We start from the raw sequence: 22,327 nt of genomic DNA on the forward strand, positions 1-22,327 counted from the left end.
GGTCTCCGGCCTCACCAACGTCACCGCCATCACCGCCGGCTACTTCACCGGGTATGCGGTCATCGGCCGGTGGGCCCACTGACCGGATCGGGTGACCAGAGCACGGATACCGGAGACACCGAACATCTGACCGTCATGGCAGCGTGACACAGCTCCCATGTCCGTCGAGGCTGAGGCGACAGCTTTTGTCGCCTCAGCCTCTTTTGTCGCCTCAGTCCCGACTACACGCGGAAAGCCGGCGACGGGGACCGGCACGGCCCGGCCCTCAAGCTCACGATCCCCGCGCGCCCAAGGCGGACGTGATCCGACCACGTCCCGCCGGTTCCTCACCCTCGCCGGGGACCACGCCGAGGATGCCGAGGAACCGGTGGTGGCCGCGTCCGTGGCCGAGATGGCCTCCACCCTGGCGTTCTACGGCGGCCGATACGAGGATGCGGCCCGGGTCGCGGCCAAGGCGGCGCAGCGATTCCCGCACCCGTACACCGCGGCACGCCTTGCCGCCTACGAGGCACGCGCCCATGCGGCTCTCGGTGACGAGCGGTCGACCCGGGAGGCGCTGGCCCGGATGCGCCGAGACGCTGTCGGTCTGGCGGCGCGGCCGGGGATGTCGCCGTTCGGCCCGAACCTGGCCGAGGTGTTCGCCGGCGGGGTGCTCGCCCGGGTCGGTGCCGGCGACGAAGCCGAACCGATCGCCCGTGCCGCGCTGACGCAGACGCACGGACTCGGGTTCGAGGACCAGGGGCATGCGTTGCTCGGCCTGGCCGCTGCACTGGCCACCCGGAACCGGCCAGTGCCGGAGGAGGCGGCGGCGGTCGCAGCCCACGCGGTCACGCTGCTCGCGGACCGGCCGACGTCTTCCGTCGCGGTGAAGGCCCGGGAGGTTGCCGCCGGACTGGCACGCTGGCAGGACGTGGCGGAAGTTCGGGACTACCACGACCAGGTCCGTGCCCTGCCCGCACGGCTGGCGTTTCCTGCGGGAGGATCGGCATGACGGTGAAGTTCGGGGAGCCCACGTCCATCGTCGTGCCGACGGTGGTCACGGACCGGCTGATCCTGCGCTGCTGGCGGCCGGGGGACATCGACCCGTACGCGGCGATGAACGCCGACGACGAGACCATGCGCCACCTCAACGGCACGTTCGACCGGGCCGCCACGGCGCGGCTGGTCGACCATCTGATCGGGATGTGGGTGCTGCGCGGGCACGGCATGTGGGCGGTGGAGGACAAGGCCACCGGCGAGTTCCTCGGCCGGGCCGGCACCTACTATGCCGACGGCTGGCCCGGGGTCGAGGTCGCCGTGTCCATCCGCCGGGACCGCTGGCGGGAAGGACTCGGTACCGAGGCGATCCGGGCCGCACTCGACTTCGGCTTCACCATGCTCGGCGTCGGCGAGCTGGTCACCGTCACCGACCAGGGCAACACCGGGATGAACGGGATCGCCCGCAAGCTCGGGATGGTCTTCCGGGACGTCGCCACCGTCGGCCCGTGGAAGGACAACAACGTGTACGCCATCACCCGGGCTGAATGGGAGACGCGGACCAACGGGTGAGGTCGCGTCGTGGCCCGGTCCTGATCCAACGAGCGATGCCCCCGACTGGTCGCCCGGCGGGGGCATCGTCGTGTGCGGGGTGGTGGCGGTCATCCCGCCATGCGGGTGATGAGCCGTTCGTCGACGCGGCGGCGGACGTCCCACCGTGCCCGGTCCGCGGCGGTGGCCCGCGCTGCGCGTAGACGCAGCCCGGCGATGTACTCGCTGGCGCCCATCGCGGTCAGCCGTTCGCGGGTTGCGCCGGAGCCTGGATCGCGGCGGTCAGGACCACGGCGGCGGTCTGGCTCAGTTGCGCCGCACTCGGCGACGCCACCGAGATGACGGCGGCGGTACGGCGTCCGCCGTAGGTGACGATGGCGGTTGGGGTCGATGCAGTCTCGGTCATCACAGTTCCCGGTAGCCTTTCGTTTCCAGTCGGGGGACGCGTCGGGTAGACACACCGCTTAGGAGGCGGTAGCGCTTCTCTTCCTCGGCCATCTCGGCGAAGCTCATGCGCCGCGCTGAGGCGGTCCGGCGCACCCTGGCGATACGAGCGTGAAGTTCGGCGCGAGGGTCAGTCGGGCGCACCTTCGCGATATCGGCGCGAAGCCCGGTCAGTTCGGCGGCCGAGACACCCGTGCCACGAACGCCGACGATCAGTGCGTCGGCGTAGGCCGGCAACGGCGTCGGCCCGTATTCGCAGAGCGATCTCCGTCCGGCGAACGGTCTTCAGGTTGCCGCTGGCCGTGGGTCGAAACCCGCCGCGGGGCGGGGTCGGGGTTGACCGCACCATCCGGCCGGAGAACGACTGCGCCTGGACGCTGCCCGAGCGGATCGCCTCCAGGACCTCGTCAGCCAGCGGGGTGTTGTTGTACCGGGTCACCGTGAACAGCCCGCGGCCGTCCGTGCGGATGTCCACCGTGGTTCCGATCGGCATCGAATACCGATCGGAGGGTGTGCCGTACAACGTCATGCCATGGTTGAAGAACGCCGCTGACCTCGCCCTGCGGTCGTGCTCGTCCGTGGCAGCGTCGACGAACTCCATCCGCGCGTCGGGCAGGTCCGGGTCGGCAGCCCACTGATCATGAGTGACGCTGATGTTGTGGATGGTGGCGAGGATCGCCGGATACATGTGGCTGTCGATCCGCTCAGGGTCGGTGTCGGTCACGAGGGTGCTCCTTCGGTGATGGTGATGCCCGCGCTGTCCGTGCCCCGCCGTGGGGCTGTAGCGGCCGTGGAGCCACGTTCGGCACGGGGTCGGTGAGGCCCCGCCCCCACCCCGTAGGGGCGGCCGTCCTCGGACATGAACAGCTCGTAGCGTTCACGTGCAAGCGCGGCGAGTTGGGATGCCTGCGACGGACCGCGCTCCTTCTTGGACTCCGCCGTGTTGGTGTCCGCGACCGGCGACGGCGTGACCTCGTCCGCCTGGTCGTCGTCGGCGAGCGGCACCAGATCCTCAAACCCGCGGCCGGCGTTCAGGTGGTCGGAGACGTCCTTACCGGACGCTGGGAGCCACAGCCGGACCGCGCCGTCGGTACACCGGCTCCCGATACGCCGGCCTCGGGACCAGGTACAAGAGCAGGTTCAAGAGCCGGCCCGGGTCCGGCTTCCCATGGCGTCGGAAGCCGGACACTTCTGCCTCCGGCCGTGCTGGACGGTCGACGCTGTCAGACACCGCCGGAACAAACAGATATCACTGGAGCAAACCGTCCGGGCCCGGCCACGGGCTACACACGAGATCGGGACGCCGAGAACCGGAGGGACGCGACATGAGGAGCGGCATGACGGCGGCAACCACCGCTTTCGCCACGCCCACCGAGCCCCTCACCGCTGGACCCCCTACCGGCAGGCAGGTAATGGCACGACACGTAATGGCACGGCGCATGACGACCGGGCAGGCGACGGCCGGACACGTGGTCCTGGTTCCGGCAGGGCCGGTGATCGCCATCGGTCCGTCGCAGCGGACGGGGCCACGGTGACGTTCTTCGGCGCGTACCTGACGCTCCTGTTGATCCTGCTGATCGTCATCATCGGTACGCGGGTCGTCCTGTCGCGCTCCCATGACGTACCACCTGTGGACCCGCGCAGCCTCCCCCTCGATGATCTTGGCTTCCTCGCCGGCGGCCCGAGGCGGGCGGTCGAGGCGGCGGTCGTCACCCTGCACGACGAGGGCCGTATCGCCCCGGGAACCCGGCGGTCCTCACTCGTCGCGATCGGCCCCCCGCCGGCAGGAGGACACGCCATCACCCATGCGGTGCACAGCGCCATCGCCGCGGCAGGCGAGATCCGGCTTACCCAGGTCAAACGGATCGTTGCGGGCAGCCCGGCCGCGCATGCCACCCGCACCGGATTACAGGCGGCGCACCTCGTGCCGCCCGCGGAACAGATCCGCAGGCTCCGGTACCTGCGCCGAACGTTCCTGATCATGACGGCCGCGGGTCTGCTCGGTTTCCCATTCGCTGTCGTGGCCGGCGACGTCGGCGCCTTCTTCTACCTGCCGGCCGCGTTCATGATGTCCGTGGTCGCCGTCGTGGCGACGATCACCCCGACGACCACGCGAGCCGGGCGCCGGCTCCTGCGGGACGCCCGTGTGCTCGCGCGGAGTCTGGGCCTGGGCGGGATTCCCGGTCAGCGCGGTGTGGCCGTGGCGCTGTTCAGCCCGATCGTGTTGTGGCGGACCGATCCCATACTCGCCCGGCAACTCGGCTTCTCCTTCTACCCCAACTCGAACGGTTCCTCGTCGGGCGGCAGGTCCTCGTCGGACGGCGGGTCGTCCGGCGGCGGCTCCTCCTGCGGCGGCGGCTCCTCCTGCGGCGGGTCATCCTGCGGGGGCGGGTCCTCCTGCGGCGGCGGGTCATCCTGCGGCGGCGGTGGCTGTGGTGGCGGATGAACAGCACCGCAGCCGGACCAGGCGCCGGTACGCCCCTGCGCGGGCTGGGGATCGGCTGGCGTCCGGAGCTCGCCGCCTTCATCGCAGACCGGACGGACCTGCGTTTCGTCGAGGTGATAGCCGAGAGCCTGCACACCCACGGTCCCCTGCCGGTCGGTCTCGACGAACTGGTCGAGCGCGGCGTGACGGTGGTGCCGCATGGTGTCGGCCTCGGGCTCGGCGGCGCCGAACCGCTCCAGCCGGCGCGGGTGGCACACCTGGCCGCCGTCGCCGAGCGGCTGCGGGCGCCGCTGGTAAGCGAGCATGTCGCGTTCGTGCGGGCCGGGGGCCTCGAAGCCGGTCACCTGCTGCCGGTTCCGCGCACCCGCGAGGCCCTCGACGTGCTGGTCGCGAACGTGCGGACGGTGGCCGCCGAGCTTGCGGTACCGATCGCCCTGGAACACCCGGCCGCACTGCTGCGCTGGCCCGAGGCGGACTTCGACGAGGCCGGCTTCCTCACCGAACTGACCGAGCGCACCGGCGCACTGCTCCTGTTGGACCTCGCCAACCTGCATGCCGACCGGGTCAACCACGGGATCGACCCGCACCGCTTCCTCAAGGCGCTGCCATGGGAGCGCGTCGCCTACATCCATGTGGCCGGTGGGGTGGTACGCGACGGGCTCTACCACGACACCCACACCCATCCCGTCACCGATGAGGTCCTCGACCTGGTACACGAGGTGGCCGACCGCTATCCGCACCCGGATCCGGGCTTGGGCCTGGGACCGGGCCTGGGACCGGAGCCGGCGGGCCGACGGCAGCTCGGTCATTCCGGTCGCGTTGCCGCAGGCTCCAGCAGAACCCCGGCAATCATGCTCGAACGCGACGGTCGCTATCCGTCCGTCCAGGAGCTCACCGAGGAACTGGACGCCATCGCCGCCACAGCCGGACACCTATAGTGATCGACCCCATACCGCGAGCCAGGCAGCAGGACGGGCAGAAGCGGCAGGACGGGCAGGAGCGTTGCGATGCCGGAGGCGCCCGCGACACCGGACACGGCTGCGATACCGCAGGCGGATTGCGGCAGGCGCAGGGCGACCTCGTCCGCGCCCTGGTCGGCGCCGGGCCGCTGCCTGCCGGATTCGACGCCGAGCGTGTCGGGGTAACCCGGATCGCGCTGCTGAACAAACGCGCGGATGCAGTCGCGCGGGCATGGCCGGCGCTGTCCTGCCTGCCCGACTTCCGCTCCAGGTTCACCGCCTTCGCGGACGATCGCCCACCCGCCGGAGCGCGCGCCGACGGGGTGGCCTTCGCCCGCGCGGTCCACAGTGATCTCGGCCGCGACGCGCGGGCCGAACAGCTCGTGGCGGCACTCGCGCGGCGGCGGCTGGCGATTGCCGCAGACCGGCGCAGCGGCGGGCGTCCGCTCATCGCAGTGCGGGCGCCGTTCGTCGGAACACGCATCCTCGGCCTCGGTCGCGAGGAGGACTGACCAGGACGACCGGCAAGGACGACCGGCACGACCATCGACCCGCATCGCAGCCGCAACGCAGCGACCGCAACGCGGGTCGAGCCGGGTCGGGTGCCGACCCGGAGTCAGTCGGGACAAACCGGGTCAGTCAGGACAAGACGGGTCAGTCAGGACGGGTCAGGTGCGCAGGATCGCGCCGGTCAGCCGCGCGGCCTCGGCGATCGCCGCGTCCCGCGCCGCATTGGCCTCCTGCGCGGTGAGAGTCCGGTCCGCCGCCCGCAGCCGCAGGCCGAACGCGAGCGAGCGCTGTCCGTCACCCACCTGGGACCCTTCGTAGACGTCGAACAGGGTCAGGGTTTCCAGCAGGTCGCCGGCACCACGGCGCAACGCCTCGGTGACGCGTGCCACCGGCACACCGGCCTCGACGACCAGCGCGATGTCGCGGTCGGCCGGCGGATAGGTGGACACCGCCGGCGCAGTGACCGGCGGACGCGACGACGCGATCTCGATCACCGTGTCGAGGTCGAGTTCCATGGCGCAGGTCCGGGCCGGCAGCCCGTACGCCGCGATCACGCGTGGGTGCAGCTCCCCGGCGTACCCGACCACACGGCCGTCCGCTGACAGGCGCGCGCACCGACCCGGGTGCCATGGCATCACCGCGTCCGCGGCCACTGCCAGTTCCACGCCGGTGGCTTCCGCGACGGTGTGCGCCGCGTCGACGGCATCCTGCCAGGTTGCCAGCTGCCCTGGGCCCCACCAGCCGGCCGGCTCGCGACGGCCGGTCAGGACGACGGCCACCAGCCTGGGCTGTTCGGGCAGGACGGCGTTCAGCGCGGCGATCTCGGCGTCGCCGGGCCGGTGGTCGACTGCCGGGGTGAGCGGCGGGGTCGGTGGCGTGGCAACCGTGACGACGGACCGGAAGACCAGACCGGTCTCGAACAGGGCCAGATCGGCCTGACCCCGGCCGATGTTGCGAACAGCCGCGGCGAACAGTCCCGGCAGCAGGGTTGTGCGCAGGTTGGAGGCGTCCTCGGCGATCGGGTTGGCGATCCGGACCACCGCGGCCCGCGCGTCGTCACCGGTGAGTCCGAGCCGGTCCGGGGTGTCGTCCCCGACGAACGGGACGGTCAGGACCTCCACGTAGCCCTGATGGGCGAGCGCGGCATCGACTGCCCGGCGCATCCGCTGGCCCTGGGTAAGGCCGCGGCCCGCGGGTAGCCGTGGGAGGGTCACCGGGATCGTGTCGTACCCCTCCAGCCGCATGACCTCCTCGACGAGGTCGGCAGACCGAGTCAGGTCACCTCGCCAGGACGGCGGGGTGACCAGCAACGTGGCGCCACCGGCGCTGTCGGCCGGAGCAGCCGGACCGGCAGTACCGGCGGCGCCGGCCGGACCCGCACTGTCGGCCGGAGCAGCCGGACCGGCAGTACCGGCGGCGCCGGCCGGACCCGCACTGTCGGCGACCGTGCAGCCGACCTCGACCAGTCGACGCCGGACGACCTCCTCCGGGTAGGGACGCCCACCCAGGCGAGCTGTCTCGGCCAGCGGGAACGTGATGGCCCGCGGCGACGGACGATGATCGATGTCGGTCACGCCCGTCTCGGCCGTGGCCCCGGCGAGCTCGGCGAGCAGGCGCAGGGCAGCGCGGGCCGCCGCCGGCGCAAGCGCGGGATCGACGCCCCGCTCGAACCGGCGTGACGCCTCGGAGCCGAGCTGGTGGCGCCGGGCCGTACGGGCCACCGCGACCGGGTCGAAGTGGGCTGCCTCGATGAGGATCTCGGTGGTGTCGGAGGAGATCTCGGTGGAGGCGCCACCCATGACCCCGGCGAGTGCCACGGGCCCGGAGTCGTCGGCGATGACGAGGTCTTCCGGGTCGAGCTCACGCTTGACGCCGTCGAGGGTGACCAGCCGCTCCCCGTCACGGGCGCGGCGCACCACGATCGGACCGGACAGTTTCGCCCGGTCGAAGGCGTGCAGCGGCTGACCCAGTCCCAACATGATCAAATTTGTGACGTCGACCGGCACCGAGATGGGCCGCATACCCGACAGCGCAAGACGCCGGGCGAGCCGCAGCGGCGTCACCGCGCCCGGACGGACCCCGGTGACGACCCGGGCGACATACCGGCTGCAGGCGGCGGTGTCCTCCACCACGACCGGATAGCCCACCGCGCCCCGCTCGGGCACGGCCTGCTCGGGCACCACATGCTCGAGATGCCCCGGCGCCGCCTGCTCGCGGACGCCGTCGCGACCGCCGGGTACGGCTGCGACCACGGTGGGATCGTCGAAGGCCAGCCCGAACGCGGTCGCCGCCTCCCGGGCGATCCCGCGCAGGGACAGGCCGTAACCCCGGTCCGGGGTGACGGCTATGTCCAGCACGTCGTCGGCAAGTTCCAGCAGCTCGGCGACATCGGCCCCCAGCGGGGTGTCGGGCGGCAGGACGAGAATCCCGCTGTGGTCGTCACCGATACCCAGTTCGCTGGCCGAACAGATCATCCCCTCGCTGACCTGTCCGTAGGTCTTGCGGGCGGTGATGGTGAAACCGCCGGGCAGCACCGCGCCGGGCAGCGCGACGGCCACCCGGTTGCCGACCTCGAAGTTGAACGCACCGCAGATCACACCGCGGGTGCCGGTCTCGGCCACCCGGACCTGCACCCAGCGCACGTCCTTTTTCTTGGTCTGGACAAGCTCGATCGACACGACCTCGCCGGCGACGACGCCGGCGACGTCGTGCCCGACGGACTCGACGGCCTCCACCTCGAAACCGGCCCGGATGAGCGCGTCGGCGACAGCCTTCGCCGGCGGCAGGGCCGGGACGGCCTCGCGCAGCCACGACATCACGATCTTCATCGTCAGTTCCCCGTCCCGAGTGCAAGGCCGAAGCGGACGTCACCGTCGACGAAGTCACGGATCTCGTGGACGTCGTGGCGGATCATCGCGGCGCGTTCCAGGCCCATCCCGAACGCGAACCCGCTGTAGCGGGTCGGATCGATCCCGCAGGCGACCAGCACGTTCGGATCGACCATCCCGCAGCCCCCGACCTCGATCCAGCCCTCGTCGGAGCACACCCGGCACGGCTGGCGGGAGGACTCACCACGGCAGGCGAAGCAGGTGACGTCGAGCTCGGCCGACGGCTCGGTGAACGGGAAGTAGGACGGCCGCAGGCGCGTCGCCAGGCCCGAACCGAACAGCGCCTGGGCGAAGACCTCGAGAGTCCCGCGAAGGTCGGCCATGGTGATGCCCTCGTCCACTGCCAAGCCCTCGATCTGACCGAACACCGGCGAATGCGTGGCGTCGACCGCGTCGTTACGGTACGTCCGCCCAGGGCACACCACGTACACGGGCAGCGGCCGGGACAGCAGCGTGCGGATCTGTACCGGCGAGGTGTGCGTGCGCAGCAGCAGCCCGCTGCCCACCGGGTCGACGTACAGGGTGTCGTGCGAGCTTCGGGCCGGATGGTCCGGACCGAGGTTCAACGCCTCGAAGTTGAACCAGTCGTGCTCGACCTCCGGTCCTTCGGCCACCTCGTAGCCCATTGCCACGAACACGTCCACAAGGTGGTCGGACAGGGTCGTGAGCGGGTGGCGGGCCCCCCGCGGGCGGCGGGCGCCGGGAAGGGTGACGTCGACGCGCTCCTCGACGAGCACCCGCGCGTCACGCTCGGCGGTCAGCTCGGCCAGCCGTGCCTCGTAGGCCGCGCGGACGGACGCGGCGGCGGCGTTGTGCCGGCGTCCGGCCGCGGCACGCTCGGCCTGTGGCAGGGCACCGAGCGCGCGGCGGGCGAGCACCAGCGGAGCACCCCGGCCGTCCAGGTGCAGGGTCCGCAGTGCGGCGAGTTCGTCGAGGTCTCCCGCGGTCGCGATCGCGGCGGACGCCTGAGCGCACACCTGGTCGAGCCGGTCGGGATCGAGTGCATTGTGGTCCGCCGGAGCCGGGTCGGCACGGTTCGGGTCGGCACGGTTCGGCTCGACGCGTCCGGGGTCATCTCCGGCGGTCGCCGCCGAGGGTTCGTGCGCGTTCGACCGGTTCGGGTCAGCGTTCTGTGTGGACGGGGGCACGCTGGTCATCCTCGTTGATGGTGTTGCTCGTCGATGGTGGTTGCTTGCCGATGGTGCTGACGGGGCTCAGGTCGGGGCGCCCGCCGGGTGACTGTCGCTCCTCGCGTCCGGACCGGACCGTCAGACCGGACCGTCGAACGGCCAGGACGGCCAGGCTCAGGCGAAGACCGGCGCCCCGGCGGGCACCACAAATCGAAACTCCGCGCCGCCACCGGGTACCCGGCCGACCGTGATGGTCCCGCCGTGAGCCTCGATGAGCGCTCTGGCGATGTAGAGCCCGAGGCCCGTGCCGTTCCCGCGGGTCGCCCCGCGCCAGAACTTCGTGAAGACCCGGGAGGCACTCGCCTCGGGCACGCCCTCACCCTCGTCGGCCACGCTGACCTCGGCTCCGCTCGGTGTACCACGCATGACGATGGTGACGGTACCGGCACCGTGCCGCAGGGCGTTGTCCACCAGGTTGTGCAGCACCTGCTCGATCTTGTCGGAATCGAGCCACATCTCGGGTAGCTCACCCTCGGTACGCACCACAAACCGGTCGTGGGTGGCCTCGCCCGCCGCGACCTTGCCGTCGACGACCCGGCGCAGGGTCTGCGCGAGGTCCACGATCTGCTTACGCATCTGGATCCGGCCGGAGTCGATGCGCGAGACGTCGAGCACCTCCGCGAGCAGCCGGGTCACCCGGTCGGCGTCGGTGTTGACGGTGTTGAGCATGAGCTTCTTCTGTTCCTCGGTGAAGCGGTCCCACTTCGCCAGCAGGGTGGCGGTGAAGCCCTTGACGCTCGTCAGCGGCGAGCGCAGCTCGTGGGCGACAGTCGAGACCAGGTCGGCGCGGTTGCGTTCGAGGCGCTCCCGGCTGGCCGTGTCCCGCAGGGACAACGAAACGTGCGCTAGCCGGCCGTCCACACGGATATAACGGACGGTAACGTTGAGATCGCGCTCGTCGCCGGTGCGTGCCAGGGTCAGGCGGCGCTCGGGCTGGCCGGTCACCCGCGGCAGGTCGCGGCTCGTCCGCGAGCACTCCCACCAGTCATTGCCCCGCTCGTCCAGCAGCGGCAGGACGTCGGTGAGGTGACGCCCGGGCGCTGCCGCCGCGGCCACACCGGTCATCTTGGCGGCGGCGGCGTTGAACACCTCGACCCGGCCCTCGCGGTCCACGACCACGATCCCGTCCGGGAGATCGTCCCAGTTCACCGGCAGCGCGGGCGGCGTCTGGGCGGCGGGCGCCTCGAGGCGGGGCATCCCATCCGCCCGCGGACCGGGGGCGGGGATCGCATCCCCGTCGACCTCTGGCTTGCAAGCCTGGTCGGGAGCCGACGTGACCGTGTGCGTCACAGCCGTTCACCTCCCCCGACGCCTGCCGCGCCGGATCCGAGCCTCGCCTGTGCGCGCGCTGACGCGTACAGGCAGATCGCCGTGGCCACCGCAAGATTCAGCGACTCGGCCTGACCGTACACCGGTACCCGAAGTACCGCGTCCGCGGACACTACGGTAGCGCGCGGCAAACCTCGTGCCTCGTTACCGAACAGCCATCCGGTGGGTGTGTCCAGCTCCCCCGCGTCCTGTGCGGTGTCTATGTCGCGCGGCGCGAGGGGCGTGGTCGCCACGATACGACAACCGTGGTCCCGTAGCTGTCGCACCGCGTCGTCCACGCCGATATCGGTGACGACCGGCAGGTGGAAGATGCTGCCCGCGGACGCGCGGACCGCCTTCCCTCCGAACGGGTCCACCGACGACCCCGCGAACACCACCGCGTCCGCGCCGGCGGCGTCCGCCGAGCGGACGATCGTCCCCGCGTTACCCGGATCCTGGGTGTCGACACAGATCGCCACGAGGCGGGGTTCGCCGAGGTCGGCGATCCGATGGTGCGGATACTCGGCCAGGGCAACCACCCCTTGTGGGGTCACGGTCTCGGACAGTGAAGCCACCGCGTCGTCGGAGACTACCCGCACCGGTATCCCCGCTGTGTGGACGAGCTCCCCGTACCGGTCGACCGCCGACGAGCCGACGAATATCTCCCGCAGCGCCCCGGCCGCAAGCCCGGCGGTGACAGCCTGGGGTCCTTCGGCCAGAAACTGGCCTCGGACACGCCGGGCCGTGGGACGGCGCAGGCGTCGCGCGGCGAGCACCCGCGCCGAACGCGGGCCGGGCGGGTCCGGAGCCACCGATGGACGCGGAACCGACGGATGCGAAACAGTGCCGTCCGGCGACTCCCTCAGGCTGCCTGGGGCTGCTGCGGCACCGGTGGCAGCGCTGCTCGCGCCACTTCGACGAGTGCGGTGAACGCCGCCGGGTCCGTCACCGCGAGATCGGAGAGGATCTTGCGATCCACTTCCACGCCCGCCAGGCGCAGGCCCTGGACGAACCGGTTGTAGGTCAGCCCGTTCTGCCGTGCCGCGGCGTTGATCCGGGTGATCCACAGCTGGCGGAAGTCGCCCTTGCGGGCCCGCCGGTCGCGGTAGGAGTAGGTCATCGAGTGCAGGACCTGCTCCTTGGCCTTGCGGTACAGCCGGGACCGCTGACCCCGGTACCCGCTGGCCTGCTCCAGAACCGTCCGGCGCTTCTTCTGGGCGTTGACCGCCCGCTTGACCCTTGCCATGAGGTGGAGAACTCTCTTTCGGTCGTGGCTGTCAACACCGCGTCACGCAACACCGCGTCGCGCGGCTCCCAACCGGTGGGAGCGGCTGGCTAGAGGGCCGCAGACGGCGCGATCATGCTCTTCGCACTGCCGGAAGGCCCATGTCCCTGGGTCGCTGCCCCTGGGTCGCCAGTGGGGCCTGCGATGGTCAGCGCACCAGCAGCCGCTTGATACGTCCTTCGTCCGCCGGGCTGAGCGTCACTTCGTTGTACAGCCGCCTGGTGCGCCGGCTGGACTTGTGCTCCAGCAGGTGGTTACGGTTCGCCCGGCGGCGCATCACCTTGCCGGAACCGGTGATCCGGAATCGCTTGGCCGCGCCGGTGTGGGTCTTCATCTTGGGCATCTGGAAAGTCCTGTAATGAGCGAAGTGAACGATGGGTTTTCGGCGGTTCTCAGTCAGACTGCGGTTCTCGGTCAGACTCGGGCGGCCGGTTCCGGCACGCGCTGGGGTCGGGAACCCTTGTGCGGAGCCATCACCATGGTCATGTTCCGGCCGTCCTGCTTGGGCTGAGCCTCGACATAGCCAAGATCCGCGACGTCCGTGGACAACCGCTGCAACAGCCGGATGCCCAGTTCAGGTCGGGACTGCTCACGACCACGAAACATGATCGTTATCTTGACTTTGTCGCCGGCCCGCAGAAACCGCACCACGTGGCCCTTTTTGGTCTCGTAGTCGTGCGGATCGATCTTCGGTCGGAGTTTCATTTCCTTGATGACCGTCTGGACCTGGTTCTTACGAGCCTCGCGACGCTTCTGGTCGGACTCGTATTTGAACTTCCCGTAGTCCATGAGCTTGCAGACCGGCGGACGAGCCGTCGGCGCGACCTCGACGAGGTCGAGATCGGCTTCCTGGGCAAGCTGCATCGCCTCGGCGATGGCGACAATGCCGATCTGCTCGCCTTCGGGGCCGACCAGGCGCACCTCGGGTACTCTGATCCGGTCATTGATGCGGGACTCTGCGCTGATGTGGTTCCCTCCGTGACTCGACGCGCGGACACGACCTGCCGCTGCGGAGCCCTGCGCCCGGTCAACCCGGACACCCGACCGACACGCCGTCATACAACGGCTCGGCCGACCGGCGACCCGGCCGTTGTGCTGGCAACGACATCGGGTGGGAGGCGAGCCTCCGCTTGGCCTTGTTACGGGACGGGGGTCCGGGTAACAAGCGGTCGACCGACAGCGTAGCAGAACGAGCCGGATACCACGATCACTTGACCATGGGATATCAAGCCCCCGCCGGGCGGGCCCATCGCCCCGCGGGCCCGGATCGGCCGGCATCCGCCGGTTGCCGGTCGGCTACGGTCCGGCTGCCGGGGCCGGCTGCCGGCCGTCAGCCGGCAGCTCCCGACGACTGCGATCAGGTGGTCGAGGCGGTCACGTTCGAGGCCGTTGCCTCCCCGAAGCCGTTGCGTCCGCAAACTGGTCCAGCAGGTCGCCATCGATGGTAGCCATGACCGGGCCCGCGATGTCGATCACCACGGCGCGGTGACCCGCCCGCACCGCCTCCGCGCACAGGGCACGACCGGGGACGGGCACCGGCCGGGCCGCCCGCCGCCACCGGGCCAGCGTGTCGATACTGCTGAAGGCCGGGATCGCGGTTGCTCCCGACGGCACCCGCAACGTCACCAGAACCATCTCGGACGCCTTGTCCGCCCCGGTCTCGTCGGTGTCGAGGAGGCGCGCCTCGATCGCGACGAAGACCCGTGAACCGGCCAACGCGGTCGCCACCGCCCGTTCGTCCCGGCTCGCGAGGGCGGCCCGCAACACCTCATCGGCACCGCCGCGATCACCCTGGCCGGATGGGGTCAGCAACTCCCGCTTCACCGCTCGACCTTACGCATCCTCATGCGTCCTCCGTATACGTCCCCGGCGCCTATCTGCCGGCGGCCGATCAGCCGGGCCCGGCCTCCACGGCCGCGGCGAGCTCACCGAACGCGGCCCGGGTACGCCTGCGCAGACCGGACCAGGTGAACGGCCGGCCGTCGGCCAGCATGGGATCGAACGGGACGACGACGATGCTGTGAGCGCGCTCGGCGAGTCGCGCCAGACGGCGGCGCGCGCGGCCGGACCACCGCGTCGGGACGGTCTCCACCACGGCGATCGCCACCGAATCGGCCAGGTCACCCCGGCCGCTGTCGGCAAGTGCAGCCAGCGCGTCGTCCACGGCCGACAACGTCACGAAACCGGCTCGGGCAGCCACCACGAGGGTGTCGGCCCGAGCCAGCAGTGCCGCGGGCAACGGCCGGCCCCACCCGGGCGGACTGTCGACTAACGCCACCTCGTACCAGTCCTCGACAACGTCGAGGGCACGGCCGACCTCTTCGACGGAGCGCCCGAAGACGTCCGCGCCCGGCGCTCCGAGGAGGACGTCGAGACCTACCGGCCCCGATCCCTGGCCGGCCGGGCCCGTCCGACCCGTCCGGCCGGCGGAGGGGACGAACCGGCGGACCTCGGGCAGCAGCGGCGCCGGTAACCCGCCCGCGCGCGCGAGGTCCCCCCGGCCGGGTGCGTGGCCGGGTCCATGGCCAGGTCCGTAGCCGGAGGAGGGACCCAGCCGGGCGGCGAGCATGCCAGGCTGGTCGGGACACACGTCCACCGCGATGATCCGGTCACGGCGGGACGCCGCGAGCGCCATCGCGAGACCGGCTGTCACCGTCGTACGTCCACAACCGTCTTCGAGCCCGCCGACATGCACCCACCGGCACCTGGCCACGAGCGTGCCGGGATCCCCGCGGCCGGCAACCACACGATCCGCCACAACATCCCCGGGCTGCGTACCCCCGGGCTGCGCCACAACACCCCCGGGCTCCGGCTCCGGAGAGCCTGCGGGGACGGGGCTAGGGCGGGGGCGGAACTCCCCCACGTCCGGAGTCCAGCCCGATGCGGCCGACGCCTGAACCGGAGGGCGGCCAAGAGCGGCCGGCGTACGGGGGACCGGCCGGTCAGGAACGGCCGGCGGTTCGGGCTTTCCCGTGCCTCCTCCAGGCCCAGCTCCTCTGGCCCCAGCTCCTCTGGCCCCGGGGATGCCGGAACCGGCGATGCCGGAACCGGCGTCGCTGGGCTCGCCGCCACGTCCCTCCGGCCGGGCGTCCCCGCCCGGAGGATGCGGCGACATCTGCGCCCCGCCCCCGGCAGGCCGCGTAGTCATGCCATCCGGCCGCCCGCCGCCAGGACGCAGGCGAGCGGAGCGGCGGCTGACGGCCACATCGCGGTCACCCTCCAGCTCGGACATGCGGAGACCGAGCAGCGAAACCGGCCTGGCGTCTCCGAGATCCGTGGCGGAAAGCATCCCGGGCGGGGTGTCGGAGCCCTCTCGGACGTCATGGGGTCCGCTGGTCTCCCGCTGCCCGTGCGGCTGGTGCGAGGCATCCGGCCCGTAGCCGTCCTCGTCACGCCTTCGCGCCGTCATCACCGCTCACCACAGCCTCCCCCTCCCGTGGTGGGCCGCACCGGCACCGACCGCGAAGCCGTTCACGGGATGCGGGGCCACCAGGTCACCTGGTCCGGGCCACCACAACCACGGTATGCGCCAGCCGTTACAACCAAGAGTCCCCTTAACAAGGGACAGTTACAAGGTTGGCCCGGACCGCCGGGGTCCGCTGGATCGCCCCGGTGACGGCAGTAAACAACCTGCCCTCGGACGCCCCGCAAGTGGGTCCCGGCCCGGGATCGCCCTGTTTGTTCGCGCTCGGCCCCTCACCCGGGGAGGGTGAAACACCCTGGCGGTCCGGTTGCGGGTCACCTGCTGGGAATGACATGAGCGCACCAACCGGATCCGATCGGCTTTTAAGGAGATCGGATCGACCGGAGCGTCGGTCAGGTAGCGCAGATCCGTTCAGGCAGTGAAGATCCGTTCCAAAGGCGGCCAAGAACTCATGATCGAATATCGTCTAATCGTGAAACGGGGGAACATACGGTCGTGCTGGCAACCGTTTTCGCACTCAATTTTCCGATCGGAACAGGACGCGCGACCGCCTGACCGGCGCCCGCAAGCCGAAGACAGTGCGATCATGCTTCTTTCATACTGCCGGACACTTAGACCCCCGGGTCACTTCAGGCCGTTTTAGGCCGTTTTAAGGAGAGGAGCACCGGCTGAGATGCCGCTCAACGAGTACAGATCCGGCACCGCATTCCCCGGCGTGATCGGGCGTACCACGGACGAGTCGAGCCCGGCGTGGCCCCAGCCGGTCCGCGCGGTGCCCGACACGCCGAACGTACTGATGATCGTCCTGGACGACACCGGTTTCGGGCAGTTGGGCTGCTACGGCAGCCCCATCGCGACCCCGAACATCGACGCACTGGCCGCGGGCGGGCTCCTCTACAACAACATGCACACCACCGCGCTGTGCTCGCCGTCGCGCTCGTGCATCATCACCGGGCGCAACCATCATGCCAACGGTATGGCGGCGATCACCGAGCTCGCCACCGGCTATCCGGGCTATGACGGCAACATCCCGTTCGAGAACGGTTTCCTGTCGGAGATGCTGCTCCGACACGGGTACAACACCTACATGGTGGGCAAATGGCACCTTATGCCGTCCGAACAGGAGTCGGCTGCCGGGCCCTACGACCGCTGGCCGCTGGGCCGCGGCTTCGAGCGTTTCTACGGATTCCTCGGCGGCGACACCAGTCAGTGGTATCCGGATCTGGTCCACGACAACCACCAGGTGACACCAGAAAAAACTCCCGAAGCGGGTTACCATCTGACCTCGGACCTGGTGGACAAGGCCATCGACTTCATCGCCGACGCCAAGCAGGTTGCCCCGAGCAAACCGTTCTTCCTGAACTTCTGCACCGGCGCCACGCACGCCCCGCACCACGTGCCCAAGGAATGGGCGGATCGCTACTCCGGCCGGTTCGACGACGGCTGGGACGCCTACCGGGAGCGGGTTTTCGCCCGGCAGAAGGAACTGGGTGTGGCGCCACCGGATGCGGAACTGTCCCGGCACGACCCCGACGTCCCCGCATGGGATTCCCTGACGCCCGAGGCCCGCCGACTCGCGGTACGCATGATGGAGGTGTACGCCGGATTCCTGTCCCACACCGACCATCACATCGGCCGGCTGCTGGACTTTCTCCGGGAGACCGGCGAGTTCGACAACACACTGATCATGCTCGTGTCCGACAACGGCGCCAGCGCCGAGGGCGGGGTCACCGGGACCACGAACGAACTGCAGTTCTTCAACAACGCCCCGGAGCCTCTCGAGGACAGCCTCAGAAAAATCGACGACCTCGGCGGCCCCTCGACGTTCAACCACTATCCCTGGGGTTGGACCTGGGCCGGCAACACCCCGTTCCGCCGGTGGAAGCGGGAAACCTACCGCGGCGGGGCCAGCGACCCCTTCGTCGCCCACTGGCCCGCGGGCATCACGGCCCGAGGCGAGGTACGGACCCAGTACGCGCACATCATCGACATCGTGCCGACCGTGCTCGACGTACTCGGTGTCGAGCCGCCGGCCGAAATCAGGGGCGTCGCCCAGTCGCCGCTGCATGGCGTCAGTTTCGCCTATACGTTCGCAGACCCGGCCGCACCGACCCGGCATCACACCCAGTATTTCGAAATGCTCGGGCACCGTGCGATCGATCACGACGGATGGCGTGCGGTGTGCCCATGGCCGGGACCGTCCTTCGCGGAAGCCGGCAAACCGTTCGGTGTACCGATCTCCGCCGAGGACCTGACCGATCTGGATGCCCGCCGCTGGGAGCTCTACCATGTGGCGCAGGATTTTGCGGAAAACCACGATGTCGCCGAACAGAACCGAGACAAACTCATCGAGATGATCTCGCTGTGGTACGTGGAGGCCGGCAGATACAACGTGCTTCCCATCGACAGCAGCGGCGCCGTACGGCTGACGGTGGAACGTCCACAGATCACCGAGGCGCGAACGTCCTACACCTTCCGGCCCAACACCCAGACGCTGCCGTTCACCGTTGCCCCCAGGGTACTCAACCGTACCCACAGCATCACCGCCGACACGGAAATTCCGCCGGATGGTGCCGAAGGAGTCCTGCTCTGCCAAGGCGCAAGTACCGGTGGTTGGTCGTTCTACGTCAAGGACGGCAGGCTGCGTTACTCCCACAACTATGTCGGACGCGCCGTCTACCACGTGGAGTCCACCGACACCGTGCCCTCCGGTCGGCACCAGCTGCGCTTCGAATTCGAACCCACCGGAAAGCCGGACATCGCCAACGGGGAAGGCACCCCGGGGCGGGCCCGCCTCTATATCGACGGACAGCCGGCCGGACTGGGCGACATACCCATAACCACGCCCATCGCCTTCAACCCGGGCGGACTGACCTGCGGCGCCAACCCGGGCTCGCCGGTCGTACCGGACTACCGGACCCCGTTCCGGTTCACCGGCATGCTGTACAGCGTGACCGTCGATCTCGACGGAGAACTCATCACGGACATCGAAAGCGAGGCCCGCATGGCCATGTCCCGGCAGTAAGAGCCAAAGATAATCAATCCTGATGGTGCGTGCGCGGATCCGATGCTCGGTACCGATGTTGTTGGCTGGCCTTATTGGGAGGATACGAGCTTTTCGGGAGTGTCCAACCAGAACGTCTGCGCTTCGGGGGTGACGGTCAGGCCGAAACGGGAATGGTTCGGCCGCCCGGCGCCGGTCCACCATTCGTACGCCGCTTCCAGTTCCTCCCACAGTCGACGTGGCCCGTAGTGGTACACCTTGTGCCCGTCAGTCCCGGACGTCACCGTGGCCCAGGATCCGGAATCGAAATGCGACATCAGGAGGATCGTGCTGCCGTCGCTGTCGTTCCTTTCTCCCGTGACCCAGCCGGGAAGTCTGACACCGAGGGCGAAGGCCGCCTCGAAGTCGGTGAACGGTTCACGCGGGAACAGTCCGGTGGTGGTGGCCTCGGCGTCAGCCGTGTCCCATATCTCCCACAGTGCCTCGTCGTCCCGCTGGTTACGCAGACGCATGAACGATGCCCCGCCATGAAACCGGCCCTGGGCGCTGCCGTTGCGGTCGACGGTCAGGCGCAGAAATGCTCCGCACCCGAAACCACCGACCAGCGGAAGAACGATCCGTCCGCCGGGTCGGGTCTGCTCGACCCAGGCATAGGGAACCCGTAACGCGCTGGCCGTAGCCATCACCCGATCGTAGGGGGCGTGTTCGGGATACCCGCGAGTGCCATCACCGGTGATGGCCGTGACCGGATACCCCGTCCGCTCCAGGACCTGCCGGGCGTGCGCGGCGATCGTGGGATCAATCTCCATCGTGGTGACGTGTCCGGGAGCGGCTCGTTCGGCGAGGAGAGCGGCGTTGTATCCGGTGCCGGTACCGATTTCGAGGACATCGGTTCCCACTGTCACGTCGAGCAGGTCGAGCATCTCCGCCATGACGGACGGTGCGCTGCTGGAACTGGTCGGAACAATCCCCCTGCCGTCGTACTCGTTCGTCCCGTCGTCGGCCTGGGTGACGACCGCATCGTCGTCGTTGACGATTCTCAACCATTCCTCGGGATTCTCTGCCCTGCTCAGCGGGACCATCCACCCGTCCGCGCGTCTGACCCAGATCACATCCGGGACGAAGTCCTCGCGTTTCATATGCCTCTCATGCGTTTCCGGAGCCGTTGCACAGCGAGCAGGTCACATTTTGTGCCTTGCCGCCTTCCTTGCCGTCCCGAGTGACCTCGATCGTTCCTCTACCGCTGCACCGCGGACACTTCGGCGGAGTCCCACTGTGTTTCCCCATGTCCGCACCTTAAACTTCGGCCACGGTCGGGACCGCCAGCGGCGCGCAGGACCACGATCGCGACGCCTTCGGTCCGGCTGTGTCCTTCGGTTCAGCCGTGGCGCAGTTCCCGCAGGACGTTCGCGGTCTCCAGCACGGCGAAGGTGGCTTCACGGCCGCTGTCCTCCGTCGAGGAGGGCGGGCCCGCGCGATCCCGCGCCTGCTCGAGCGTGTCGCAGGTCAGGACGACGAAACCCACTGGAACCCCGGTGTCCAGAGCGACCCGGGTGCGTCGCTGCGTTGTCGCCGCCGACTCCGGACAGCTGCATGACAGACGCGGCGTCCTCGTCGGACCGGCACCCATTTAGCGTCCGATCGCCTGCCGGTACTTCTTCAGCAGCATCTCGCCCTCCGAAAAGAAGTGATCAAGAAAATTGTGCAGGTCGCCTAGATCAGGTGTCTGCCGCGGCGGAAAAACGTGCTGTTCCACGCGGAAAGTTCCGTCACCAAGGTTGTACATCGTGTACAGACCCAGCTTCAGTCTGTCGAGTTCCAACAAGATGTCATCGTGCAGCGGAAACTCATCCTCGACCGAGGCTGTTTCGACGACGAGACTTGGGTGGTGCGCCCACCGGCCATGAGCCGCCGTCTCGTGGAGCGACCCCAACCGGTTGGCCTCCGACGCCCTCTTGATCTCGAAGGATGAGATCGTGAGCTCAACATCGGGTAGCAGGGGCGAGCTCCACACCTCGACCGCGACCACGTCGGGTCGCGACCACTGGCCGCTGGCACGAACCCGTCCGCGTGCGGTCGCGGTCTCGCGCACATGACCGAACGCGAGCGTTAGCGTGCCACCCCGACCGCGCCCCGGTCGGACGAGACCGGCGGCCTTGAGCTCATCCACAGCCGCCCGATAGCGATCATTCGTGAATCTGACCAGACTGCGGAGCCGCAGACCGCCGATAGCACTGCGATCAAGGTCGTATCGTATCCGGGAAGTTGAAGCGGATCGGCGTCATTGTGGTGGACATAGGAATCGTAATTAAATAACTTGACTATTTGATCTGATCTTGTGATTCTCCTGTGATTGCCTCAGTAGGGTTACAGTCGTGGTGGACGAGAATTCGGCGAAGTTTGTCGCGATGAGGGCCCGGCTGGAAATGCAGAGGCCCCATCTGGATGAGCGGCGATGGCGGATCGCGATGGGCGCTGAGGCGGATTCGTGGGGTCATGGTGGTATTGCGGCTGTTGCCCGCGCAACGGGTGCGGCCCGAAACACGATCAAGCGGGGGATGGAGGAGGCCGCCGACCCGTCGCTAGGGCCCACCGGCCGGGTGCGTGCGGTGGGTGGCGGTCGCAAGAAGCTCGAGGAGTCCGATCCGGAAATCGTCGAGGCTCTCGACGGGCTGGTTGAGCCGGAAAGCCGTGGGGATCCGATGACCCCGCTGCGGTGGACGACGAAGGCGACCCGGAAGCTTGCAATCGAGTTGACCGGGATGGGACATCCGGCCAGTCACGCTGTGGTGGCCTTCATGCTGAAGTCGATGGGGTACAGCCTTCAGGGGACACGTAAGAGGCATGAGGGCCGCGGGCACCCGGATCGTGACGCCCAGTTCCGCCACATCAATGCCGCCGCGGCGGAGTTTATGGCTGCCGGAGACCCGGTGATCAGCGTGGACACGAAGAAGAAGGAGCTGGTCGGAGCGTTCCAGCAGGGCGGCAGGGAGTGGCACCGCAAGGGCGAACCGGTCGAGGTGAATGCCTACGACTTTCCTTACCTTGCCGACGGGAAAGCTATTCCCTACGGCGTCTACGACCTTGCTGACAACTCCGCGTGGGTCTCGGTCGGGGTCACCAATGACACTGCGCAGTTCGCGGTCGCGACCATCGAGAAGTGGTGGTACGGGATGGGTCGGGAGAAGTATCCGGACGCCAAGCGGCTCATGATTACCGCCGACTGTGGCGGGTCGAACGGGAACACGGTCTGGCTGTGGAAGCGGGAACTCGCGAGGTTCGCCGCCGAGACCGGCCTGGAGGCAATACCAGGAATTTTAGGTTCGGATCAGGACTGTGACG

22 protein-coding genes and 1 pseudogene are annotated in these 22,327 nt (G+C 69.2%); 7 read left to right on the top strand and 16 right to left on the bottom strand.

Annotation, left to right across the window (positions count from 1 at the left end):
* Positions 1-157: 157 nt before the first annotated feature.
* Together CV1CTNOD_RS17360 and CV1CTNOD_RS17365 are read left to right on the top strand one after the other, a co-directional pair.
* On the top strand, positions 158-991 hold the full coding sequence (locus CV1CTNOD_RS17360; RefSeq protein ID WP_131787094.1) for a hypothetical protein: 834 nt from the start codon (positions 158-160) through the stop codon (positions 989-991).
* Entirely contained in the window at positions 988-1,548 is a 561-nt protein-coding gene (locus tag CV1CTNOD_RS17365; protein WP_131787095.1) for a GNAT family N-acetyltransferase, read from the top strand. The genes CV1CTNOD_RS17360 and CV1CTNOD_RS17365 overlap by 4 nt, the downstream gene beginning before the upstream one ends.
* An 89-nt stretch (positions 1,549-1,637) precedes the next feature.
* Here the strand turns inward: CV1CTNOD_RS17365 and CV1CTNOD_RS27415 are convergent, their stop codons facing one another.
* The 4 genes from CV1CTNOD_RS27415 to CV1CTNOD_RS17375 form a co-directional block, all read right to left on the bottom strand.
* Positions 1,638-1,763: a hypothetical protein gene (locus CV1CTNOD_RS27415; RefSeq protein WP_278043927.1), complete on the bottom strand. Its 126-nt coding sequence runs from the start codon at positions 1,761-1,763 to the stop codon at positions 1,638-1,640.
* 5 nt (positions 1,764-1,768) lie between these two features.
* Positions 1,769-1,933: a hypothetical protein gene (locus CV1CTNOD_RS24910; protein ID WP_165485589.1), complete on the bottom strand. Its 165-nt coding sequence runs from the start codon at positions 1,931-1,933 to the stop codon at positions 1,769-1,771.
* Positions 1,934-2,101: 168 nt separating this feature from the next.
* Positions 2,102-2,695, bottom strand: a complete 594-nt coding sequence (locus CV1CTNOD_RS17370; protein ID WP_131787096.1) for an HK97 family phage prohead protease — start codon at positions 2,693-2,695, stop codon at positions 2,102-2,104.
* A complete protein-coding gene (locus tag CV1CTNOD_RS17375; protein WP_131787097.1) occupies positions 2,692-2,976 on the bottom strand; it encodes a hypothetical protein in 285 nt (94 codons plus the stop codon). Before CV1CTNOD_RS17375 ends, CV1CTNOD_RS17370 begins: the two co-directional genes overlap by 4 nt.
* Before the next feature lie 526 nt (positions 2,977-3,502).
* Between CV1CTNOD_RS17375 and CV1CTNOD_RS17380 the strand changes: the two genes are divergently transcribed.
* Genes CV1CTNOD_RS17380 through CV1CTNOD_RS17390 form a run of 3 tightly spaced genes read left to right on the top strand, consistent with a single transcriptional unit; the run spans position 3,503 to position 5,888 of the window.
* A complete protein-coding gene (locus CV1CTNOD_RS17380) occupies positions 3,503-4,417 on the top strand; it encodes a TIGR04222 domain-containing membrane protein (RefSeq protein ID WP_165485590.1) in 915 nt (304 codons plus the stop codon).
* Entirely contained in the window at positions 4,414-5,355 is a 942-nt protein-coding gene (locus tag CV1CTNOD_RS17385; RefSeq protein WP_131787099.1) for a DUF692 domain-containing protein, read from the top strand. The genes CV1CTNOD_RS17380 and CV1CTNOD_RS17385 overlap by 4 nt, the downstream gene beginning before the upstream one ends.
* On the top strand, positions 5,355-5,888 hold the full coding sequence (locus CV1CTNOD_RS17390; RefSeq protein ID WP_131787100.1) for a hypothetical protein: 534 nt from the start codon (positions 5,355-5,357) through the stop codon (positions 5,886-5,888). Before CV1CTNOD_RS17385 ends, CV1CTNOD_RS17390 begins: the two co-directional genes overlap by 1 nt.
* A 156-nt stretch (positions 5,889-6,044) precedes the next feature.
* Here the strand turns inward: CV1CTNOD_RS17390 and CV1CTNOD_RS17395 are convergent, their stop codons facing one another.
* The 9 genes from CV1CTNOD_RS17395 to CV1CTNOD_RS17435 form a co-directional block, all read right to left on the bottom strand.
* A complete protein-coding gene (locus tag CV1CTNOD_RS17395; RefSeq protein WP_131787101.1) occupies positions 6,045-8,714 on the bottom strand; it encodes a phenylalanine--tRNA ligase subunit beta in 2,670 nt (889 codons plus the stop codon).
* 2 nt (positions 8,715-8,716) lie between these two features.
* The gene (pheS, locus tag CV1CTNOD_RS17400) at positions 8,717-9,922 is read right to left on the bottom strand and encodes a phenylalanine--tRNA ligase subunit alpha (RefSeq protein WP_347402953.1); all 1,206 of its coding nucleotides are present in this window, start codon (positions 9,920-9,922) and stop codon (positions 8,717-8,719) included.
* A 156-nt stretch (positions 9,923-10,078) separates the two neighbouring features.
* The gene (locus tag CV1CTNOD_RS17405; protein ID WP_242606779.1) at positions 10,079-11,161 is read right to left on the bottom strand and encodes a sensor histidine kinase; all 1,083 of its coding nucleotides are present in this window, start codon (positions 11,159-11,161) and stop codon (positions 10,079-10,081) included.
* Between the two features lie 89 nt (positions 11,162-11,250).
* A complete protein-coding gene (locus tag CV1CTNOD_RS17410; protein ID WP_131787104.1) occupies positions 11,251-12,084 on the bottom strand; it encodes a TrmH family RNA methyltransferase in 834 nt (277 codons plus the stop codon).
* A gap of 50 nt (positions 12,085-12,134) precedes the next feature.
* Positions 12,135-12,518: a 50S ribosomal protein L20 gene (gene rplT / locus CV1CTNOD_RS17415; protein ID WP_131768008.1), complete on the bottom strand. Its 384-nt coding sequence runs from the start codon at positions 12,516-12,518 to the stop codon at positions 12,135-12,137.
* A gap of 187 nt (positions 12,519-12,705) precedes the next feature.
* Entirely contained in the window at positions 12,706-12,900 is a 195-nt protein-coding gene (gene rpmI, locus CV1CTNOD_RS17420) for a 50S ribosomal protein L35 (protein ID WP_131787105.1), read from the bottom strand.
* 71 nt (positions 12,901-12,971) lie between these two features.
* A complete protein-coding gene (gene infC, locus CV1CTNOD_RS17425) occupies positions 12,972-13,616 on the bottom strand; it encodes a translation initiation factor IF-3 (protein ID WP_347402954.1) in 645 nt (214 codons plus the stop codon).
* A gap of 315 nt (positions 13,617-13,931) precedes the next feature.
* Entirely contained in the window at positions 13,932-14,381 is a 450-nt protein-coding gene (locus CV1CTNOD_RS17430) for an SseB family protein (protein ID WP_131787106.1), read from the bottom strand.
* A 67-nt stretch (positions 14,382-14,448) separates the two neighbouring features.
* Positions 14,449-15,315: a MinD/ParA family ATP-binding protein gene (locus tag CV1CTNOD_RS17435; RefSeq protein WP_131787107.1), complete on the bottom strand. Its 867-nt coding sequence runs from the start codon at positions 15,313-15,315 to the stop codon at positions 14,449-14,451.
* Between the two features lie 1,339 nt (positions 15,316-16,654).
* Here CV1CTNOD_RS17435 and CV1CTNOD_RS17440 point away from each other — a divergent pair.
* Positions 16,655-19,006, top strand: coding sequence for an arylsulfatase (locus tag CV1CTNOD_RS17440; RefSeq protein ID WP_131787108.1), 2,352 nt, complete (start codon positions 16,655-16,657; stop codon positions 19,004-19,006).
* A gap of 71 nt (positions 19,007-19,077) precedes the next feature.
* Here CV1CTNOD_RS17440 and CV1CTNOD_RS17445 read toward each other — a convergent pair whose 3' ends face one another.
* The 3 genes and pseudogenes from CV1CTNOD_RS17445 to CV1CTNOD_RS17455 form a co-directional block, all read right to left on the bottom strand.
* Positions 19,078-20,124, bottom strand: coding sequence for a methyltransferase domain-containing protein (locus CV1CTNOD_RS17445; RefSeq protein ID WP_131787109.1), 1,047 nt, complete (start codon positions 20,122-20,124; stop codon positions 19,078-19,080).
* A gap of 239 nt (positions 20,125-20,363) precedes the next feature.
* Positions 20,364-20,552, bottom strand: a pseudogene (locus tag CV1CTNOD_RS17450) (6,7-dimethyl-8-ribityllumazine synthase); the annotation flags it as partial.
* A gap of 63 nt (positions 20,553-20,615) precedes the next feature.
* Complete coding sequence (locus CV1CTNOD_RS17455; RefSeq protein WP_207386518.1) at positions 20,616-21,155, bottom strand: hypothetical protein; 540 nt, start codon at positions 21,153-21,155, stop codon at positions 20,616-20,618.
* A gap of 205 nt (positions 21,156-21,360) precedes the next feature.
* On the opposite strand from CV1CTNOD_RS17455, the gene CV1CTNOD_RS17460 reads away from it, so the two are divergent.
* A partial coding sequence (locus tag CV1CTNOD_RS17460) for an ISAzo13 family transposase (RefSeq protein WP_131787112.1) occupies positions 21,361-22,327 on the top strand: 967 nt, incomplete at its 3' end.

The sequence above is a fragment of the Protofrankia symbiont of Coriaria ruscifolia genome, assembly GCF_900634745.1.
In the GTDB taxonomy this organism is placed as follows: Bacteria; Actinomycetota; Actinomycetes; order Frankiales; family Frankiaceae; genus Protofrankia; species Protofrankia californiensis.

What these genes read in the sequence shown, in the direction of transcription:
- CV1CTNOD_RS17360 (WP_131787094.1), top strand. Translation starts at nt 158, where the DNA reads ATGTCCGTCGAGGCTGAGGCGACAGCTTTTGTCGCCTCAGCCTCTTTT.
- CV1CTNOD_RS17365 (WP_131787095.1), top strand. Translation starts at nt 988, where the DNA reads ATGACGGTGAAGTTCGGGGAGCCCACGTCCATCGTCGTGCCGACGGTG.
- CV1CTNOD_RS27415 (WP_278043927.1), bottom strand. Translation starts at nt 1,763, where the DNA reads ATGGGCGCCAGCGAGTACATCGCCGGGCTGCGTCTACGCGCAGCGCGG.
- CV1CTNOD_RS24910 (WP_165485589.1), bottom strand. Translation starts at nt 1,933, where the DNA reads ATGACCGAGACTGCATCGACCCCAACCGCCATCGTCACCTACGGCGGA.
- CV1CTNOD_RS17385 (WP_131787099.1), top strand. Translation starts at nt 4,414, where the DNA reads ATGAACAGCACCGCAGCCGGACCAGGCGCCGGTACGCCCCTGCGCGGG.
- CV1CTNOD_RS17395 (WP_131787101.1), bottom strand. Translation starts at nt 8,714, where the DNA reads ATGAAGATCGTGATGTCGTGGCTGCGCGAGGCCGTCCCGGCCCTGCCG.
- CV1CTNOD_RS17405 (WP_242606779.1), bottom strand. Translation starts at nt 11,161, where the DNA reads ATGCCCCGCCTCGAGGCGCCCGCCGCCCAGACGCCGCCCGCGCTGCCG.
- rplT (WP_131768008.1), bottom strand. Translation starts at nt 12,518, where the DNA reads ATGGCAAGGGTCAAGCGGGCGGTCAACGCCCAGAAGAAGCGCCGGACG.
- rpmI (WP_131787105.1), bottom strand. Translation starts at nt 12,900, where the DNA reads ATGCCCAAGATGAAGACCCACACCGGCGCGGCCAAGCGATTCCGGATC.
- infC (WP_347402954.1), bottom strand. Translation starts at nt 13,616, where the DNA reads ATGACGGCGTGTCGGTCGGGTGTCCGGGTTGACCGGGCGCAGGGCTCC.
- CV1CTNOD_RS17440 (WP_131787108.1), top strand. Translation starts at nt 16,655, where the DNA reads ATGCCGCTCAACGAGTACAGATCCGGCACCGCATTCCCCGGCGTGATC.
- CV1CTNOD_RS17445 (WP_131787109.1), bottom strand. Translation starts at nt 20,124, where the DNA reads ATGAAACGCGAGGACTTCGTCCCGGATGTGATCTGGGTCAGACGCGCG.